We start from the raw sequence: 18,714 nt of genomic DNA, 5'->3' as shown, positions 1-18,714 counted from the left end.
CGTCCGGCGCTCACCCACCGGAGCCTGCCCCGTTCCGGGACTTCCGAGAACAGTTCACCGCGATGATGGTGGCGACGGGACTCCCCCGGACGCCCGCGCGAGTACTCGTCTGCCTGCTCACCAGTGAGAGCGACGGCCTACCCGCCGCCGAGCTGGCGGCCGACCTCCGGGTCAGCCCGGCGTCGATCTCCAAGGCCGTGCTCTACCTGGAACAGCTACGGTTGATCAAGCGTGAGCGGGACGTCCATCGGCGCCGCGAGCGTTACCTGATCGACGACGACATCTGGTACCAGGCATCGACCCGCGAGGTACAGGTCTGCGCCGCCTGGGCCAGTTCGGCGAACCACGGTGCCGAACTACTCGGAGACACACCCGCCGGCAACCGATTGGCCGAGATGAGCCGGTACTTCCACCACGTCGGACAGGACCTCGCCCGCTCCGCCCGACACTGGCACCACACGCTCACCAGCCAACGGACCCACGCTGGACACGAGCAGGGCGCCCCGGACCGGGACGAGACCGGCTAGAGGTTGTCCAGCAGGAACCGCAGCAGGGTCCCCGAAGCCACCAGGCTCGCCTGTTCCGTGCCGAGCCGCTCCCCCAGCAGGTGCTCGATCCCGGCGAGATCGGCTGGCCGGCTCAGCCCGGGAACCCCTGGTGAGTGCCCCGTCAACAGGCCGGTGGTGATCGGATCGGTCCGCTCCGCGATGTCCTGGAAGAAGTCCGGACCCAGCGCGACGTGCCCCGCGCCGACGAGGCCCACCGCGTGTTCGACGTGGTCGACGAAATGCCCGATGGTCGGCGAGTCGGCGAGGAACGGCCCGAACGCGTTGATCGCCACCACCCCGCCGCGGTCGGCGACCGCGAGGATCTGGTCGTCGGTCAGGTTGCGTGGATGTGCCCGCAGCGCGTGGCAGGACGAGTGCGACGCCAGATAGGGCATGATCGCCACCTCGTGAACGTGCCAGAAACCGGTCTCGGACAGATGGCTGACGTCGACGATCATCCCGAGGTCCTGCATCCGGGCGACGGCGTCGATCCCGAGTGTGGTCAGCCCGCCGCCGGTCCGGTGTTCGGCGGCGCCGTCGGCGAGCTGGGTCCGCCGGTTCCAGGTCAGCGAGGCCATCCGTATGCCGGCCCGGTACAGGACCTCGACGATCCCGAGGGTGTGTCCGATGGGCTCGGCGCCCTCCAGCGCCAGCAATAGCGCGATCCGACCGCCCGCCAACGCATCGGACAGCTCCGCCGCCGAGTGGACCACCACGACCTCGTCGCGGTGTTGCTCGGCGAAGCGGTAGGCCTCGGCGATCATCAGCAGGCAGCGGCGCAGCGCCGCCTCGCCGACGAACTGCTCCTGGGTGCAGATCGGCAGCACCTGGCAGACCACCCCGCCCGCCCTCAGCTGAGGGAGCCAGAACTCACCGAACGGGTCCGGGTGGCCACGCTCGCGCTGGTACAGGACGTGCAGCAGCAGGTCGTTGTGGCAGTCCGCGATCACCGCGCCACCTGTTCGCGCAGCGGGCCCGCCGCCTTGACCACCACCCGGGACGCCTTGCCCGGCACGTAGGTCAGCGGCACCTCCAGCAGCGACGTCACGCGCACCTTCGCCGGGTCCGCTCCCGCGCGCGCCGCCGCGTCCACCGCGAGCTGCCGTGCCTCGTCCAGACACTCCTCGCGGCCACGCGCATCGAACCGGTAGATGCGGTCCACCGCGCCGGACGCCTCCGCGATGACCGCGCCGTAGGCGTTGGCGACCGCGTGGTTGGCCGGGCGTAGAACCTCGCTGGCGCCGGTCACCGAGTCGGGGATCAGATGGCTCCCGCCGCCGACCGCGATCAGCGGCAGCTCGTCACGGCTCGCCTTCAGCCGCTCGGTCATCCGGTTGATTCGTTCGTCCACCCAGCTCAGCGCAAGCTTGACGGTCCGGTCGTCGAGCGTGCCCGACCGGGCCGGGTCGCCGAAGCCGGTCAGCCGACCGGCCGCCGCGCTGATGTCGGACAGGGTGAGTGTGGCACCGCCGAACGTCAGCGCCTCGGTGGCCAGCCGGTAGCCGACCGAGTCGGGACCGACCGAGATCCCCGCTCCGTCCTGACGGACCACCGTTCCGCCACCCAGCCCGATCGAGATCAGGTCCGGCATCCGGAAGTTGGTCCGTACGCCTCCGACCTCGACCGCGGCCGCCGACTCGCGCGGGAATCCGTCGACCAGGATGCCCGCGTCGGCGGACGTGCCACCGACGTCGATCACCACGGCGTCGCGCACCCCGGCCAGCACACACGCGCCGCGCATCGAGTTGGTCGGACCGGAGCCCAGCGTCAGCACCGGCATCCGCACTGCCTGCTCCGCCGTCATCAGGGTGCCGTCGTTCTGTGTCAGGTATGCCTCGACGTCCAGCGAATGGGCCTGCAGTGCCGAGCGGAAGCCGTCGACGACACCGCCGGCCACTCCGTGCAACGCCGCGTTGAGGATCGTGGCGTTCTCTCGTTCGAGTAGCCCGAGCGAGCCGATGTGGTGGCTCAGCGATACCGGTGTCCGGTCGCCGACCAGCTCCGTGAGCAGCGCCCCGGCACGTCGCTCGTGTTCGTCGGTGGCCGGGGCGAACACGCTGGACACCGCGATCGCGTCCACCTCCCCCGCCGTGCACTCGTCGGCGAACCGACGGATCGCGTCGGTGTCCAACGGCGCGATCTCGGCGCCGTTGTACTCGAAACCACCGCGCACGATCGCCACCGGACCGAGTACCGCCGCCAGCAGCTCGGCCGGCCAGGACGCGCCGGGCCGTACCGCGAACGTGGCGGGCGCCCCGAGCCGCAGCACCCCGACCCTGCCGAGGTCGCGGCGCTGGATGATCGCGTTGGCCGGGTGGGTGGTGCCCAGCATGGCCTGGGTCACCGCGCCGGCGTCGACGCCGTCCAGCAGGCTCGTCAGCACCGCGCGGATACCGTCGAGCGGCTCCGGGGTGGTCGGCGTCTTGTGCGCCACCACTACCGCATTGTGCTCGTCGACGAGTACCCCGTCGGTGTTCGTGCCGCCGACGTCGATCCCGATTCGCAGCTGGCTCATGATCAGTTCCTTCCGAACGGGACGTAGTCGAGGTCGTAGCCGAATGCGCGCGGGCCGACGACGTCGAGGAAGCCGTCGCGGTGCCACTGCCTCGCGGCTGGCAGGGCGATGACGTCGACGCGCTGGCCGTAGGCGAGGGTCTCGGTGGTGATCGGCTGCGCGTTCTCGTGGTCGAGCACGCAGATGAGGTCGGGTGGGGTGAGCACCGGTGTGCCGTTGTCGATCGCGACGAGCAGCTCGTTCTGAATCAGCAGCCGCATGCTGCGCAACGGGTCGTCGAAGTGCTCGATGTCGCACGTGCCCCGGGTGAACCCGTCGGTGGCGCGACGGTCGATGTCGGTGATCTTCCCGTTGAAGATGCGCCGCCCGCCGGCGAAGTCCAGCAGCTCGTCCAGAGCCGATGGGCTGCCGTCTCGCGCGCTGGCCAGCATCCGGCCCAGCTCGGTGCAGTAGCTCAGCGAGCCGTGGATCGCGGAGTCCACGCACTGGCGCGCGGTCATCGGGTACTGCGACACGGCGTTGGCCATGCCGAGCTGCACGACCGCGGTGCGGCCGAGTATCTCCGCCGTCCGGTTGTCGACGGTCTCGAAGATGCCGAGGTTCCCTTTCTCGTCGGAGACCGTGATCGGTGTGGCCGGCAGCCCGGCAAGGGTGAAGACGGTCATGCCGATCTCCGGGAACGCCCGCCCCATGCCGTCCGCATCGATCAGGGGCAGGCCGACCTCCGCCGCCGTGGCCATCGGGATCAGCGTGTTCATCCCGCCCACCTCGATGGGCATGATCGCCACCGGGTCCCTGCCCAGGTAGCGCCCCATGGCGCGCAACGACTCGACGAACTCGGCGCCGGCCGGGACCCGCTCGATGATCACCGTGGGGGCACCGACGATGGCGACCGCGACGACGAGACCGTCCGGGTCCAGGTCGGCGGCGTCGACGACGTCGACCGGTCCGAACCGCTCGATGGCCTGCCTGGCCATCAGTGCGCCGATGTAGGGGTCACCGCCTCCGCCGGTGCCCAGCAGGGTGGCGCCCAACGTCACGTGGGCGATGTCTTCCGTGGTGATCTGCCGCATGCCGGAAAGCTAGATCGAGCCCTCGCACACCGAGCTGTGCTCACCGCACAGGAACAGCTCTCAGCTGGGCTCGGCGCCCAGCAGATCGTTTTTGCGCTGAACCTATCTTTCGGGCCACTGTGCTCGCGCTCACACCAGGAGGGTTCGATGAGGGCTACCACTGAACAACCGGTCGGCGCGGTGTTCGAGGACATGCGACTACGTCTGCCGCACATCCGCGCCGGAGCGGTGCTGTGTATCGCCTTCGTGCTCGAGGCGTGGGAGATGCTCGCGCTGGTCTACATCGGTGCCGACGTCCGGCGATCGCTCGGCATCGACGAGGCGAGCCTCGGGCTGCTGGTGTCCGCACTGTTCCTCGGGATGATCCCCGGTTCGCTGATCAGCGGGGTCCTTGCCGACCGGATCGGACGTCGGCGGACCTGCACGTGGAGCCTGGCGCTCTACGGCGTGTGCACCGCCGTTGCCGCCTTCGCGTCGAACTATCCGTGGCTGCTGGCGGCCCGGCTCCTGGCAGGCTTGATGTTGTCCGGGGTGCACGTGACGGTCTTCCCCTACTTCGAGGAGCTGCTGCCGGTCCGGGTCCGAGGCAAGGCCACCGTGTACCTGTCCTCGGGATGGGCGTTCGGTCTGCTGCTCGCGGTCGGCACCACATCGGCGGTGGGGGGTTACGGCTGGCGAGCGGTGGTGTTCCTCAACGCGCTGGTCGGGCTGTGGGCGTTGGCCATCAGGATGTTCGTCCCGGAGTCGCCGTATTGGCTGGTGGCCAGCGGCCGGCAGGCGCAGGCACGCACCGTGCTGCGCACACTGGGCGCCGAGGTCCCCGACGACGTGACGCTGACCGTTCCCGAACACCGCGTGGGGTCGGTCAGGGCGATCTTCGCCAGGCCGCTGCGCCGGATCACCGTGACCCAGATCGTGCTCAACTTCGCCCTGTCCTGGGGTTATTGGGGGCTGCAGACCGGGCTGCCCGAGCTGCTGCGCGGAAAAGGCCTCACCGTCTCCGCGACGCTGGGTTTCACAGCGCTCAGCGCGCTCATGATGATCCCCGGGTATCTCAGCGCGTCCTGGCTGACCCACCGCTACGGCCGCCGCCGCGTGTTCATCACCTACATCACCTCGGCCGCTGCCAGCGGTGTGCTGTTCGCCTTCGCCGGCACCATGCCGATGCTCTACGTGGGCAACTTCCTTCTCGCGTTCTTCAGCCTCGGCGCGTTCGGCGTGTGGAACACCTGGCTCGGCGAGTTCTATCCGACCGCTGTGCGCGGGGTCGGTTACTCGTGGGGCATCTTCGCCCAACGAGTGGCCAACACCATCGCGCCGACCGTGATCGGCCTGATGCTGGCCCGCGCCACCGCCTTCGGCACGACGGTCGTGTTCATCGACGCGTTCCTGCTGGTCTCCGCGCTGCTCTCGGTGCAGCTGCCGGAGACCCGAGACACCCGTCTCGACTAGCCTCACCGCTACCCGGGCAGCCGCACGACGTACTCCGCGCGGTCACCCCGGATGTGGTGGGCGACCCTCGCCACCACGCGTCCGTGCTGGTCGGTGTTGATGCCACGCAGCTCGAGCAACGCACTGCCCACCGGAACGTCGAGCCAGCCGGCCTCGTCCGGGCCGGCCGGTCCGGCGCTGAAGGCACGCTCCGCCCGCCGGACGCTCAGCCCGTGCCGGGCGGTGATCACCGCGAAGACGCTCGCCCCGCCCACCCAGTCCAGCGGGGCGAGCGACGCCGGAACCAGAACCTCTCCGATCGACCACGGCTCCTCCTCCAGGTAGCGCACGAAGCGGAACCGAACCGCGGCGCCGGGGAAGTCGGCAAACGGGGTGTCCACCCCGAGGTCGGCCTCGGTGATCGCGAGAACTCGATGGCGAACCACGATCCCGCGCCGCGCCATCGACTCCGACAGGCTCGCCTCTCCGTCGTCGATGCGGTGACGTGTCGCGGGTACGGCGATGAAACTGCCGACCCCGTGCTCGGTACGCACCAGCCCGGCGCGAGAGAGCTCCTCCAGCGCCCGTCTCATCGTCAGCCGGTTGACGCCGTACTGCCGCGCGAGCTGCGCCTCCGGCTCGAGGCGCTGGCCGGGCACCAGCTCCGACCTACCGACCCGGGCGATCAGGTCCTCGGCGACCTGTCGGTACCGCGCGGTCCCCGGCTGCTTGGGTACGCGCCCCGGCATCGCATCGTCTCCAGTGGTAGACATCTAGATATCTATCCTACGCAGCTTCTCGAACATCGGCGGCGCACGACCACGAGGGGCCCCGAATGGTGACAGTCGCTTTCCTGGTCCTCGTCGCGATCGCCGCCGGTGTCCTCAGCGGTGTCGTGGGAACCGGGTCGTCGTTGCTGCTGCTCCCGGCGCTCGTCTGGCTCTACGGACCGAGGGTCGCCGTGCCGGTGATGGGTATCGCCTCGGTGATGGGCAACGTGGGCAGGGTGATCGCCTGGTGGCGGCGAATCGTGTGGCGACCGGTCCTCGCCTACGCGCTTCCCGGAGTGCCTGCCGCCGTCCTCGGTGCCCACGCCCTGCTGACGATCCGGCCGGCTCTGGTCGACGGGGCACTGGCGGCGTTCTTCGTCGCGATGATCGCCTTCCGCAGGAGCCGTCGGGTCAGCCGGTGGCGGTTCACCACGGGCCACATGGTGGCGGCGGGTGCGGTCGTCGGCTTTCTCACCGGCATGGTGTTCTCCACCGGCCCGCTCAGCGTGCCGGTCTTCACCGCCTACGGGCTGAGCGGAGGCGCGTTCCTCGGCACGGAGGCGGCCAGCTCGCTGCTGCTCTACGCCGGGAAGCTCGCCACGTTCGGCACCGCGGGCGCACTGACCGAGGGTGTCCTCGTACGCGGCCTCGCCATCGGTGGCGCCCTCATGTGCGGCTCGATCGTCGCCCGGCACCTCGTCGAGCGCATCGGTTCGCACACCTACGAGCTCCTGATCGACGGCGTCCTCGCGGTCGGAGCAGCCACCATGATCCTGGCGATCGTTCGCTAGTGGATGATCGCCGACTCGACCGACACCAAGAAAGAAGTGAATTCACTTCTTGACGGGAGGACGTACTGGGGCGAAGCTGTCGCCATGAGCGACTTCGAGACGATCCTCTACACCGTGAACGGGCCGATCGCGACGATCACCCTGAACCGGCCCGACGAGCTGAACACCATCGTGCCGCCGATGCCCTACGAGGTCAGCCGAGCGGTCGGACGCGCGGTGCGGGACAAGGACGTCAAGGTCATCGTGCTGCGTGGCGCCGGTCGGGCGTTCTGCGCCGGCTACGACTTCGGCGACGGCTTCACCCACTGGGGCGACGAACTCGACACCGACGGCGCCTGGGACCCGGGTAAGGACTTCGTCTTCGCCACCGCATCCGAGATCGCCCCGACACAACACTTCCTCAGTGTGTGGCGTTCCCCGAAGCCGGTCATCGCCCAGGTCCACGGCTGGTGTGTGGGCGGTGGCAGCGACTTCGCACTGGCCGCCGACCTCATCGTGGCCAGCGAGGACGCGGTGATCGGGACCCCGTACAGCAGAATGTGGGGCACCTACCAGACCGGTATGTGGACGCTGCGCCTCGGCTTGGCCAAGGCCAAGTACCACGGGCTCACCGGCCGCCCGTTGACCGGCCGGGAGGCCGCCGACGTGGAGCTGATCAACGAAGCGGTGCCGTTCGCGCAGCTGGAGTCCACGGTGGCCGACCTGGCGGCGGACCTGGCCCGCATCCCGCTGTCCCAGCTGGCCGCCATGAAGCTGGTGATGAACAACGCCTACGAGGCCATGGGGCTCGCCGCCACCCAGCGGCTCGGCCCGATCGTGGACGGGTTGATGCGCAACACGCCGGACGCGCTGGCCTTCGTCGAACGGGCCGGCAAGGAGGGAGCCCGCGCGGTCGTCGCCGAGCGGGACGGCGCGTTCGGCGACTACAGCCAGGCCCCGCCGGAGCGGCGGCCGGACCCGACCCACATCATCACCGTGTGACATCTCAGACCGGACGCGGCACCCGGTCCGGGCCAGAGGGCCCGACCGGGGCGCCCCACGAGCTGACCGGCAAGGGCAACGCCACCCGAGCCCGCCTGCTCGCCGCCGCCAGCAACGAGCTCGCCGAGCGAGGGACGCTGGAGCTGGCCACGGTCGCCGACCGCGCCGGGGTGGTGCAGAGCGCGCTGTACCGCTACTTCGCGGGCAAGGACGGGCTGGTCGAGGCCGTCGTACACGACTTCTACGACCAGTACGGTGCCGAGGTGTTCGACGCACCGATCGAGACCGGCGGCGACTGGTTGGAGCGGGAGGCGGTGCGGCTGCGCCGCGAGGTGCACTTCCTCTACACCCATCCGCTCGGACGCGCGGTGGCCGCCGGGCTCGTGCACGAGGCGGCCGCGACCAAGGCGGACGCCGAACGGCTGCGTGCACAGTCCGGCGCCGCCGCCCGCAACATCCGGCACGGCCAACGGGCCGGCGAGCTGCACCCGGACATCGACGCCGGACTGGTCGGCGCCGCGCTGATGGGCGCGTTGCGGGCCATGCTCGCCGAGGCGCTGTCCCGCGACCCGTCACCGCCGGAGCAACACGTGGCCGACGCGGTCATCGCGATGGGCGCCGCGCTCCTCGAACGCGCGTCCCACCCGGACGACCGAGCCTGACCCGGCGACCTCGCAGACCTTCACGTGGCGTCGCAGACACTGCAGTGCCTGCGACGCGACGTGAGGCTCTGCGAAGTGCGACCCGGCGGGTGTGGAGCCTGGGAACGATTGGCCCAGGCTTCTCAGCCGCGCAGCGCTTATCGTCGATCAGGTGAGCGGAGCACAGAGCGATCTCGGACGGGCGCTCCGGGGTTGGCGGGAGACGGTGTCGCCGGCCCTGGTGGGGATTGCCGGGTCCACCGTCCGGCGGCGGACCCCGGGACTGCGACGCGAGGAGCTCGGGGCGTTGGCGGGGGTCTCCGCCGACTACATCAAGCGCCTTGAACAGGGCCGGGCCCGTCCCTCGATGCCGGTCCTCGACGCGCTGAGCCGGGCACTGCGGCTGTCGCGGGAGGAGTACGAACACTTCTGCGCGCTGGCCGGTCACGCACCGGCAGGCGAAGGGTGCGTGCCGACCTACCTCGGGCCGGGCGCGCGCCGGCTGTTGGACCGGTTCGACTCCGGCGCCGTCGGTGTCTTCACCGCCGCGTGGACCCAGCTGGCCGCGAACTCGTCCTGGGCCGCGTTGCACGGTGACCCGAGCGCGGCGCGCGGCTGGGAGCGCAACCTGGTCTGGTGCGAGTTCGCCGGGATCAACGACTGCCTCGACGACCCCGCCGACACCGAACGGTTCCGGGCCAGCCTCGTGGCGGACCTGCGCGCCGCGGTGGCCCGCTACCCGGCCGAACGCGAGCTGACCGCGTTGATCGCCGCGCTGCGCTCGACGAGCAGCGCGTTCGACCGGGCATGGAACAGCGCCCCGGTCACCGCCCACGGGGTGCACCGCGCGAGGGTCGTGCACCCCCAGGTCGGGCCGCTGATGCTGGACCTCGACATCCTGACCATCCACGACGGCGATCTGCGCGTCGCCCTGTTCACCGCCGAACCCGGAAGCACCGACGCCGAGCGACTCGCCCTGGTCAACGTTCTCGGCCTACAGGACCTCTCCGCGCTGGAGCCTGACCGGCGCTGATCCGGCGTTCCTCTCGATCGACACGCCCCCACCGGCCCCTCTGACGGTCGGTCCGCCACTCCTCGGCCGTTCCCCTGTCCTCCTCGTCCGGGGATCACTCGCGAGCACCTAAGGATGATCATGACTGTCCACACCGACGCCGACCGCACGGCCACAGCGCTCGACGTCCTCACCCGCCGGATCGACCGAACCCGCATCGCGGTCGAAGGGCCCGAGCTCGACGCCGTCTCGGCCGTGTGGAACGGAGCGGTGACCCACCGCCCGGCGCTCGTCGTGCGGTGCGCGACAGCGGCGGACGTGCGGCACGCGATCCGCGCGGCACGAGCAAGCGGGCTACCGCTGTCGGTACGGGGCGGCGGCCACGACTGGGCGGGGCGGGCGGTCCGGCCGGGTGGCCTGGTCATCGACCTCACCCGGATGCGGCACGTCTCGGTGCACGACGGCGTCGCTACCGTCGCCGGTGGCGCCACCTCCTCGGACGTGGCGGAGGCCGCGGACCGCCACGGGCTCACCGCGGTCACCGGCACGGTCGGAGCCGTGGGGATGATCGGGCTGACCCTCGGCGGGGGCTACGGTCCGTTGCTCGGGTCTCGCGGCCTCGCCGCCGACAACCTGCTGGCCGCCGAGGTGGTACTGGCCGACGGCCGCATCGTGCGGGCAGCTCAGGACGGTGCCGACCCGGAGCTGCTGTGGGCGCTGCGCGGTGGGGGCGGCAACTTCGGCGTCGTCACGTCCGCCGAGGTGGCCCTGCATCCCGTGGCGCAGGTACTCGCCGGTTCCTTCACCTTCCCGTGGGATCAGGCGGGCCAGGTGCTGCGCGGGTACGGCAACCTCCTCGACCGTGCACCCGACGCGCTCGGCGCCATGATCACGCTCACCCCCGGCCCCGACGGCGACCCGATCATCGCGGTGTCGCCGACCTGGTCCGGGGCGCTCCGCGACGGAACGGCGGTCCTCGACGGGTTCGCCCGGCTGGGCACACCCCTGACCACGATCGTGAAGCCGATGTCCCCACTGGCGAAGCTGCGTGAGTTCGACGGTGCGTTCCCGGACGGGGCACGGTACGAGATCCGCACCCGCAACGTCGCCGCGTTGACCGACGCCACGGTGTCCGCGCTACTCGGTGCCTTCGCCGCGCGCACCGCACCCGGCTCGTTCATCAACATCCACCACTTCCACGGTGCGGCCACCAGGACGGCCGTCGCCAGCGGCGCTTTCGGACTGCGCCGAGACCACTTCATGGTCGAGCTCATCGAGACCGGCGCGCCGGAGGAGTCGCCCCTGCCCAGCGGCTGGCCCCGGAGAGCCGGTGCGGCGCTCGCCCCGCATGCGCTGCCCGGCGGCTATCCCAATCTCCTCGGCCCCGACGACGTCGACCAGGCCGACGCTGCCTACGGCCCGAACTCCGCCCGGCTGCTCGCGGTCAAGGCACGCCTCGACCCCGACGGCGTGTTCACCGCGACGCCGCTCCCGCGCGGGCCGCAACACCCAGGTCCCGCTCGGAAGGCACGCCATGACCGATGATCTGGAACTGGATGCGGTCGTCGTCGGGGCCGGGTTCTCCGGCCTCTACGCGCTGCACGTGCTGCGGGACCGGCTGGGACTGTCGGTGCGGGCGATCGACCGGGCGGGTGGTGTGGGTGGCGTCTGGTACTGGAACCGGTATCCGGGCGCCCGCTGCGACATCGAGAGCTACAGCTACTCGTACTCGTTCTCCCCGGACCTGCAGCAGGAGTGGCGGTGGAGCGAGCGGTTCGCCGGACAGCCGGAGATCCTGCGCTACCTTGAGCACGTCGCCGACCGGTTCGACCTCCGCCGTGACATCGTCCTCGACACCCGGATCACCTCGGCGACCTGGGACGACGACCGCGCCCGATGGGTGCTGACCACCGACATCGGGGACCGGCTGAGCGCCCGCTACCTGATCTCCGGGGCGGGCAACCTGTCCGAGGCGGCAACGCCGGAGCTCGACGGGCTGGACACCTTCGACGGGCCGGTGTACTCCACCGCGCGCTGGCCGCGCGGGGGCGTGGACTTCACCGGCAAGCGGGTGGCGGTGATCGGCACCGGCTCCAGCGGCATCCAGGTCATCCCGCACATCGCCGCGCAGGCCGCGCACCTGACGGTGTTCCAGCGCACCGCGAACTACGCCACCCCGATCGGCAACGGGACCCTGGATCCCGAGTTCGCGCGCCTGGTCAAGGCCGACTACCCGAACCTGCGCCGGCGGTCCCGCGACAACTTCGCCGGACTGCCCTTCGACCTGCAGTCCCCGTCGGCGCTGGCGGTGTCCGACCACGAACGCAGCCGGGTCTACCAGGAGCGCTGGGACCAGGGCGGGTTCCGGCTGTTCCTGGACTCCTATGCCGACCTGTTCTTCGACGAGAAGGCCAACGACACCGCCGCCGAGTTCATCCGGGACCGGATCCGTGAACGGGTCACCGACCCGGCCACCGCTGAGCTGCTCTGTCCCACCGACCACCCCTACGCCACGAAGCGCCCGCCGCTGGAGTCCGGCTACTACGAGACCTACAACCGCGACACGGTCGAGCTGGTCGACCTGCGCTCCAGCCCGATCCAGCGGATCATCCCACGCGGAATCCGGACCGAGGGCGCGGCAGGCACGGACCATGCGCTGGATGCGATCGTGCTGGCCACCGGTTTCGACGGATTCACCGGTCCGCTGCTCCGGATGGGTATCCGGGGGCGCGACGGACGGTCACTGCGCGAGCACTGGTCCGACGGCCCACACACCTACCTGGGGCTGATGACCCACGGCTTCCCCAACCTGTTCACCATCACCGGCCCGCAGAGCCCGTCACAGTTCTACAACCACCCGCTCGCCGCCGAGGACCACGTCGACTGGCTGGCCGACTGCATCAGCCACCTGCGTGAGCGCGGCGTCGACCGGATCGAACCGTCCGCCGAGGCCGAGCACCGGTGGGGTGAGCATACGGACGAGGTGGCGAGCGGGGCGTTGCTGCCCCGCACCGACTCCTGGTTCATGGGCAGCAACGTGCCCGGCAAACCGCGAGCGCTGCTGATCTACCTCGGTGGCGCGCCCGCCTACCGGCGGATCTGTGCCGACGTGGCGGAGCGCGGCTATCAGGGCTTCCTGTTCGACGGCGTCCCGGCCGCCGAAGGGCCGGGCGCCACGGTCTGAGGCTCCGGCGGAATCAACCGGTGCAGACCGAGCCGGTGGCGACGGTCAGCGCCTGCTGGTGCAGCTGGTCGAGGTGCCGGCCGGCCTCCTCGGTCGCCCGCCGCAGCGCCGAGGTGCAGCCGGCACCGGCGTGCCGTGCTGGGACGGTGGCCTTGAGCGAGTCCATGATCTGGTCGGTCAACCGGTCCAGCTCGGGACGAACCACCGTGGCCAGGTCGGGCTTCGTGCCCGGACGCTGGTCGGGATGGGACGTCCACTGCTGGTAGAGCCCGCGCTGCACCACCTTGTTGGCCTCGATCTGGTCCCGGAAGAAGCGGGTCACCTCCTCGGGGCTGATCTGCATGGTCTGGGCCTTGGCGCTGGCCGCGGCGATCACCTGCTGCTCGCGCGCCGGGTCGTCGATCGGTGACGGTGTGCCGAACTTGGCCGCCGACACCTCGTCGGCGGTCTTGATGCGGGAGACACTTAGCTCGACCAGCGGCTCCAGCGGGCTGTGGTCGGTGGTGGCCGAGACCGGTGGCGTCGACGGCGCCGCGGCCGGCGACCCGGTTCCACACGCGGTGGCGGTCAGGAGGATGCCGGCGACCGATGCCGCGGCACGGGCGAGAGCTGTACTGAGCACGAACACTCCCCTAGCTTCGCCCGGAACCGGGCCTCACCGCCACACGACACCCCCGGTCTCCTGGGTGGATCGCAGCATCGGGAGCAGCGCCTCGGTCAGGAAGGCCCGCATGGTGGTGGGAGTCGTGGTGACCGCCGATCGGGGCTGCCGGGTGGCGGTGTGCCCGGAGTTGATGGCCTCGGCGACCTCGACCATCAGATCGGTGACGTTGCGGGACACCCCGGCCGCTCGTTGCCCGGCGGCGAACTGGTCGATCGACTGCCGGACGTAGCGCAGCTCGGGTCGGCCGGTGACCTCGGCGATGATCTCGGTGGCCTCGGCCATGCTCAGGTCCCGTTCGCCGTGCAGCTCGAGGACCTCCGGCCTCCCGGGGCGCGCCAGGGTGGAACCGGCCAGGTGGTGCGCGGCGGCGCGGCCGATGTCCTCGGCGGCGATGAAGGGCATGGCCAGGTCGGGATCGAACGGTGCGGTGACCACTCCGGCGGCGCGGATCGAGGCGGCCTGGCCGAGCAGGTTCTCCATGAAGTAGCCCGCCCGCAGATTGGTCACGGCGGCGTCGAGCCCGTTGGTGCGTTCCTCCAGGTAGTGCAGCCCGGCGACCGGGCCGGTGCCGGATTCCTTGTCCGCTCCCCAGCTGCTCAGGGTCACCACCCGGCCGACCCCGGCGTCCGCGAGGGCTCCGGCCATGGCGTCGACGATCCGTCGCTGGTGGGCGGAGAAGTCGGGGCTGTCCGGAATGTAGTTGGGCTGCACCATGACGTACGCCCCCTCGGCGTCCCGGAACGCCTCGGTGAGCGCCGCGCGATCCGTCGGCTCCACCACGGTCGTCCGCGCGCCGGCGGTCCGCAACGGCGCGAGGCCACGGGCACCGCGCCCGAGCGCACGCACCGCCCGACCGGACCGCAGGAGCTCGCCCACCACCGCGCGGCCCGTACGGCCTGTTGCTCCTGTCACCACGAACATGTCTCGGTCACCTGTCTCTGATCTCGGGAGAGCCGACGTCCGTCACGCCGGCGGCAGCACCCGACGCTAAGCGGGACCGAGCGGCCCGGGGTGGTGCTGGCTCACCCACCCCCGCCCGGCGAAACCTCGGCTACCGTCGGGTTCATGGCCAGGACGGTGGGTGCACTCGGGGAGTTCCTGCGGGCCCGTCGCTCGCTCGTCCGGCCCGGACAGGTCGGCCTCGAGCCGGGGCCGGCGCGGCAGGTGCCCGGGCTCCGCCGCGAAGAGGTCGCCATGCTCGCCGGGGTCAGTACCGACTACTACGTGCAGCTCGAACAAGGCCGGGAGAACCGGCCGTCGACGCAGGTCCTCGATGCGCTCGCCCGGGTGCTGCGGCTCGACTTCGACACCCATGCACATCTGCGCTCTCTCGCCACCCACGATGCCGTGCTTCGCAACGCCGACACGATCCCGACGCCGGCCGGTCACGCCCTGACCGATCTGATCGAACGCTGGGTGGCCGTCCCAGCGATGCTGGTGAGGCCGTGGATGGACGTCGTTGCGCGGAACAGCGCCGCCGACGCGCTCTACGACGGGCTGGTGCTACGTGACAACCTGGCTCGGATGGCCTTTCTCGACGAGAGGGTGGCCGAGTTCGTCCCCGACACCGAGCATCTGGCGCGGTGCACCGTGGCCACCCTGCGTGCCTCGGCCGGTCCGGAACCGCACGCCCCACGGATGGTCGAGCTGATCGGTGAGCTGTCGCTGCGCAGCGAGTCGTTCCGCCGGCTGTGGGCCCGGCACGATGCCCACCGCAAGGGCAGTGCGGTCAAGCGGTTCATCCACCCGATGGTCGGCCCCCTCACACTCCACCAGCACGTGCTGACCCTCCCGGACGACCCCGAGCTACAGCTGTGGCTCTATCAGGCCGAGCCCGGTTCGGAATCCGAGCATGCGCTCACCCGGCTGCTGTCGACCGCGGCTCGCCCGACCGTCGCGTTCCCGGCCGACGCCGGCTGATCCGAGGCAGCGGGACTCCCAGCATCTATACGTGAGGCGCATCAATGCATCGGCGAAAGTATTTCACGAATTGATTCGCCTTCCTTAACGTGGAACAAGAGGCCAATACTTTCGGCGAGAAGCAAAGCAGCGACATAAATTGCACGCTCTCACCTGTCCCGCTTTATTCGAGGAGAAAAGGACATGGGAACTGACAACGCACCATCCGCATTCGACGAACTGATGGCGGTGCGTGGCGGGCCGCTACCGGTCGACGGAGAGGTCACGATCAGCGGGGCGGACCCGCTGTTCACGTCTCCGCTGCGCATCGGCGGGGCCCTGGCCGACGCGCTGGCCGCTCGCGCCGTCGCGGCGAACGACCTGTGGGAGCTGCGGACCGGGCAGCGACAGCGCATCCGGATCGACGTCCGCGCCGCGGCCGCCACCGCCCTCGGCGGTGAGGACATGACGCTCGTACGCGGCCCGGACGGCGAGTACCATCCCGCGCCGATCTCCCCCGACGTCGAGCACATGGTCGCGCTGACCCAGCCGTGGCCGACCGCCGACGACCGGTGGTTCCTGCCGCATTTCAACCTGCCGCACCTCGAGCGTCGCGTACTGGACGTCCTGCGCTGTGAGGCCACCCCGGATTCGGTCGCCGCCGCCGTACGGACTTGGAAGGCACAGGACCTGGAGGACGCGATCGCCGAGGTGAACGCGTGCGGGGGCGTGGTCCGCGGTGCGGACGAATGGCTGGAGCACCCGCACGGCGCCCACCTCGCGGCCCGCCCGGTCGTGGAGATCACCAAGATCGGGCAGAGCGCCCCCGAGACGCTGCACGGTGACGCGACCGACCCGCTGTCCGGGGTCCGCGTCCTCGACCTCACCCGTATCCTCGCCGGGCCAACGGCCGCCCTCAGCGTGGCCGAGCACGGCGCCGACGTACTGGCCGTCACCGCGCCCCAGCTCCCCCAGGTGGCCCCGTTCGTGCGGGACACCGGTCACGGCAAATGCAGCACCTACCTCGACTACACCCGGCCCGACCAGGCCGCGCGGCTGCGCGAGCTCGCGGCGGGCGCGGACGTGTTCATCCAGGGCTACCGTCCGAACCGCCTGGCGGCGCACGGGTTCGGGCCCGACCAGCTCGCCTCGGCCCGCCCCGGCCTGGTCTACGTGAGCGTCAACTGCTTCGGCTCCGGCGGGCCGTTCGCCGACCGCGCCGGATGGGATCAGGTCGCCCAGGCGGTCAGCGGCATCTGCGACATCCAGGGCCGCGAGACCGGCGCCGGTCGGCCGGCGCTCACGCCGGTGTACCTGCTCGACTTCCTCACCGGGTTCCTCGGTGGGTTCGGGGCGATGGTCGCGCTCGCCCGGCGAGCACAAGAGGGTGGCAGCTACCACGTCGAGGTGTCGCTGTGCCAGTCGGCGATGCTGATCCAGCGCCAGGGGCTCGTCGACGGCTTCGCCGACGCCCCCGACCGGCTGTCCGCCGCGGAGTTCGAGCGCTACGCGGTCACCGACGACGACACCGCCTACGGCGACCTGAAGAGCCTGGGCCCGGTAATCCGGATGTCGCGGACACCGCCGAGGTGGGCGCACACGACTCCCCGGTTGGGCAGCTCCGCCGCCGAGTGGCTGCCACGCTGACGGTCGGGCCGAACAGGATGCCGGGACGGTGGATTAGCGTGCCGCCATGAGCGCGGACGACTGGCTGGCCGACACCCGACACACCTACGACGCCGACGCGGCCGGCTACGCCGATGTGGTGCGAGACATCCTGGGCGGGCGCCACCCCCACCTCAACGCGGCCCTGGGTCTGTTCGCCGACCAGGTCCTGGCCGAGGGGGGCGGCGCGGTGGCGGACATCGGCTGCGGTCCCGGGCACGTCACCGCCCACCTGCACGGCCTCGGTGTCGACGCCTTCGGCATCGATCTGTCACCGGAGATGATCGCGGTGGCCCGATCCGACCACCCCGGCCCTCGGTTCGAGGTCGGCTCCATGACCGACCTGGACGTCCCCGCCGCCTCGGTGGCCGGGCTGATCGCCTGGTGGTCACTGATCCACATCCCGGACGGCGCGATGGCAACCGTGCTGGGCCAGTTCCACCGCGTGTTGCGCCCTGGCGGGCTGTTGCAGGTCGGCTTCCACGTCGGCGACCCGTCACCGGCGATGGACAGCGACGATCCGACGGTCCACGGCCACCGGCGCAGGCCCGAGCGCATGGCGGACTGGCTGCGGGACGCCGGGTTCACGGTCGAGTCGCAGTGGGAGTTCAACATGGCCACCGACCGGCCGGGCGCGATCCTGTTCGCGCGCCGCACGGGCACCTGACCCCGGTCAGGTGCCGTCGCTCGGTTCGAACGTGACCGTGTCCCTGAGCTGGGCCAGCTTGTCGACGTCGTCCCGCCGCAGTCCGGCGTGATAGATCATCAACCGCAGCCCGTCGGGTCCGTCGACCGCGAGGTTGTCCCTGGTCAAGGTGATGACACCGACCCGAGGATGGTCGAACCGGACCGGTGGCCGGTCCACCCGGCTCACGACCGTGTGGCCGTCCCACAGCTCACGGAAGTAGGCGTCACCCGCCGAGAGCTCACTCACCAGCTCGGTCGTGCGCCCGTCATCGGCCTGACCGGCGACCGAGGCACGAAAGGACGCCACGAGGTAGGCGGCACTCGGCCTCCAGTCAAGGAACAGCGCGCGCTCGTCCGGGTCGAGGAACACCGACAACATCCGGTTCCGGCCGGGACGCAGCGTCGGTGACAGCGCCCTGGCCATGGCATTGGACGACACGACGTCGAAGTGGCTGTCCTGTACGAAGGCCGGCAGCTCCAGCGCCCGCAGAAGCAGGTCGACGCTGGCCGGCACGGTCACGAGCCGGCCACTCTCGACCGGTCCCGCCGTCGACCCGCCCAGAGCCGACAGGTGCGCCGTCTCGGTAGCGTCCAGCCGCAGTGCCCGCGCCAGGGCCGACAGCACCTGTTCCGACGGGTGGCGATCGCGCCCCTGTTCCAGCCGCAGGTAGTAGTTCGCGCTGATCCCGGCCAGCTGCGCGACCTCCTCGCGGCGAAGCCCGGACACCCGGCGCGGACCGACCCCCTCGAACCCGATATCGGCGGGCGAGACCCGTGCGCGGCACGCACGCAGGTACTCCCCCAGCAGGTTCTTCCGGCCCATGTCCACGAGCCTATTGGAGGGTGCCCCTGG

At 70.8% G+C, this 18,714-nt stretch carries 18 protein-coding genes; 11 read left to right on the top strand and 7 right to left on the bottom strand.

Annotated elements, in window-relative coordinates:
- Positions 1–62: 62 nt before the first annotated feature.
- Positions 63–527, top strand: a complete 465-nt coding sequence (locus G406_RS59855) for a GbsR/MarR family transcriptional regulator (protein ID WP_425414634.1) — start codon at positions 63–65, stop codon at positions 525–527.
- On the opposite strand, the gene G406_RS50335 is transcribed toward G406_RS59855, so the two are convergent.
- Genes G406_RS50335 through G406_RS0127685 form a run of 3 tightly spaced genes read right to left on the bottom strand, consistent with a single transcriptional unit; the run spans position 524 to position 4,136 of the window.
- On the bottom strand, positions 524–1,498 hold the full coding sequence (locus G406_RS50335; protein ID WP_037078539.1) for a dipeptidase: 975 nt from the start codon (positions 1,496–1,498) through the stop codon (positions 524–526). The genes G406_RS59855 and G406_RS50335 overlap by 4 nt on opposite strands.
- On the bottom strand, positions 1,495–3,063 hold the full coding sequence (locus G406_RS0127690; protein WP_028936285.1) for a hydantoinase/oxoprolinase N-terminal domain-containing protein: 1,569 nt from the start codon (positions 3,061–3,063) through the stop codon (positions 1,495–1,497). Before G406_RS0127690 ends, G406_RS50335 begins: the two co-directional genes overlap by 4 nt.
- A gap of 2 nt (positions 3,064–3,065) precedes the next feature.
- Positions 3,066–4,136 carry an S-methyl thiohydantoin desulfurase family protein gene (locus G406_RS0127685; protein WP_028936284.1) on the bottom strand — a complete coding sequence of 357 codons (1,071 nt, stop codon included), beginning with the start codon at positions 4,134–4,136 and terminating at the stop codon, positions 3,066–3,068.
- A 147-nt stretch (positions 4,137–4,283) separates the two neighbouring features.
- Here G406_RS0127685 and G406_RS0127680 point away from each other — a divergent pair, with 147 nt between their 5' ends.
- A complete protein-coding gene (locus G406_RS0127680) occupies positions 4,284–5,588 on the top strand; it encodes an MFS transporter (RefSeq protein ID WP_037078537.1) in 1,305 nt (434 codons plus the stop codon).
- An 8-nt stretch (positions 5,589–5,596) separates the two neighbouring features.
- Here G406_RS0127680 and G406_RS0127675 read toward each other — a convergent pair whose 3' ends face one another.
- Positions 5,597–6,340, bottom strand: a complete 744-nt coding sequence (locus G406_RS0127675) for a GntR family transcriptional regulator (protein ID WP_084216412.1) — start codon at positions 6,338–6,340, stop codon at positions 5,597–5,599.
- Positions 6,341–6,402: 62 nt separating this feature from the next.
- Between G406_RS0127675 and G406_RS0127670 the strand changes: the two genes are divergently transcribed.
- The 6 genes from G406_RS0127670 (at position 6,403) to G406_RS50330 (ending at position 12,946) form a co-directional block, all read left to right on the top strand.
- Positions 6,403–7,128: a sulfite exporter TauE/SafE family protein gene (locus tag G406_RS0127670; RefSeq protein WP_028936281.1), complete on the top strand. Its 726-nt coding sequence runs from the start codon at positions 6,403–6,405 to the stop codon at positions 7,126–7,128.
- 84 nt (positions 7,129–7,212) lie between these two features.
- On the top strand, positions 7,213–8,109 hold the full coding sequence (locus G406_RS0127665; protein ID WP_028936280.1) for a crotonase/enoyl-CoA hydratase family protein: 897 nt from the start codon (positions 7,213–7,215) through the stop codon (positions 8,107–8,109).
- Positions 8,106–8,771, top strand: coding sequence for a TetR/AcrR family transcriptional regulator (locus G406_RS0127660; RefSeq protein ID WP_084216411.1), 666 nt, complete (start codon positions 8,106–8,108; stop codon positions 8,769–8,771). Before G406_RS0127665 ends, G406_RS0127660 begins: the two co-directional genes overlap by 4 nt.
- A gap of 151 nt (positions 8,772–8,922) precedes the next feature.
- Entirely contained in the window at positions 8,923–9,783 is an 861-nt protein-coding gene (locus G406_RS0127655) for a helix-turn-helix domain-containing protein (RefSeq protein ID WP_028936278.1), read from the top strand.
- 120 nt (positions 9,784–9,903) lie between these two features.
- On the top strand, positions 9,904–11,307 hold the full coding sequence (locus G406_RS0127650; RefSeq protein WP_156935195.1) for an FAD-binding oxidoreductase: 1,404 nt from the start codon (positions 9,904–9,906) through the stop codon (positions 11,305–11,307).
- Positions 11,297–12,946 carry a flavin-containing monooxygenase gene (locus G406_RS50330; RefSeq protein ID WP_051342758.1) on the top strand — a complete coding sequence of 550 codons (1,650 nt, stop codon included), beginning with the start codon at positions 11,297–11,299 and terminating at the stop codon, positions 12,944–12,946. Before G406_RS0127650 ends, G406_RS50330 begins: the two co-directional genes overlap by 11 nt.
- Before the next feature lie 13 nt (positions 12,947–12,959).
- Here the strand turns inward: G406_RS50330 and G406_RS0127640 are convergent, their stop codons facing one another.
- Both G406_RS0127640 and G406_RS0127635 read right to left on the bottom strand, forming a co-directional pair.
- Positions 12,960–13,568 carry a chorismate mutase gene (locus tag G406_RS0127640; protein ID WP_028936276.1) on the bottom strand — a complete coding sequence of 203 codons (609 nt, stop codon included), beginning with the start codon at positions 13,566–13,568 and terminating at the stop codon, positions 12,960–12,962.
- Between the two features lie 33 nt (positions 13,569–13,601).
- Positions 13,602–14,531: an NmrA family NAD(P)-binding protein gene (locus G406_RS0127635; RefSeq protein ID WP_028936275.1), complete on the bottom strand. Its 930-nt coding sequence runs from the start codon at positions 14,529–14,531 to the stop codon at positions 13,602–13,604.
- Between the two features lie 144 nt (positions 14,532–14,675).
- Here G406_RS0127635 and G406_RS0127630 point away from each other — a divergent pair, with 144 nt between their 5' ends.
- From G406_RS0127630 to G406_RS0127620, 3 genes are all read left to right on the top strand, one after another.
- Complete coding sequence (locus G406_RS0127630; protein ID WP_028936274.1) at positions 14,676–15,530, top strand: helix-turn-helix domain-containing protein; 855 nt, start codon at positions 14,676–14,678, stop codon at positions 15,528–15,530.
- Between the two features lie 183 nt (positions 15,531–15,713).
- Positions 15,714–17,156, top strand: a complete 1,443-nt coding sequence (locus tag G406_RS0127625) for a CoA transferase (RefSeq protein WP_028936273.1) — start codon at positions 15,714–15,716, stop codon at positions 17,154–17,156.
- Between the two features lie 46 nt (positions 17,157–17,202).
- On the top strand, positions 17,203–17,841 hold the full coding sequence (locus tag G406_RS0127620) for a class I SAM-dependent DNA methyltransferase (protein ID WP_028936272.1): 639 nt from the start codon (positions 17,203–17,205) through the stop codon (positions 17,839–17,841).
- A gap of 6 nt (positions 17,842–17,847) precedes the next feature.
- Here the strand turns inward: G406_RS0127620 and G406_RS0127615 are convergent, their stop codons facing one another.
- The gene (locus tag G406_RS0127615) at positions 17,848–18,684 is read right to left on the bottom strand and encodes a helix-turn-helix transcriptional regulator (protein ID WP_028936271.1); all 837 of its coding nucleotides are present in this window, start codon (positions 18,682–18,684) and stop codon (positions 17,848–17,850) included.
- Between the last annotated feature and the right edge of the window lie 30 nt (positions 18,685–18,714).

It is taken from the genome of Actinospineispora spinosispora DSM 44797 (assembly GCF_000429025.1).
GTDB classification, from domain to species: domain Bacteria; phylum Actinomycetota; class Actinomycetes; order Mycobacteriales; family Pseudonocardiaceae; genus Pseudonocardia; species Pseudonocardia spinosispora.
Note: the sequence above shows the minus strand (reverse complement) of the source record. Positions and strands in the feature narration are given on the sequence as shown.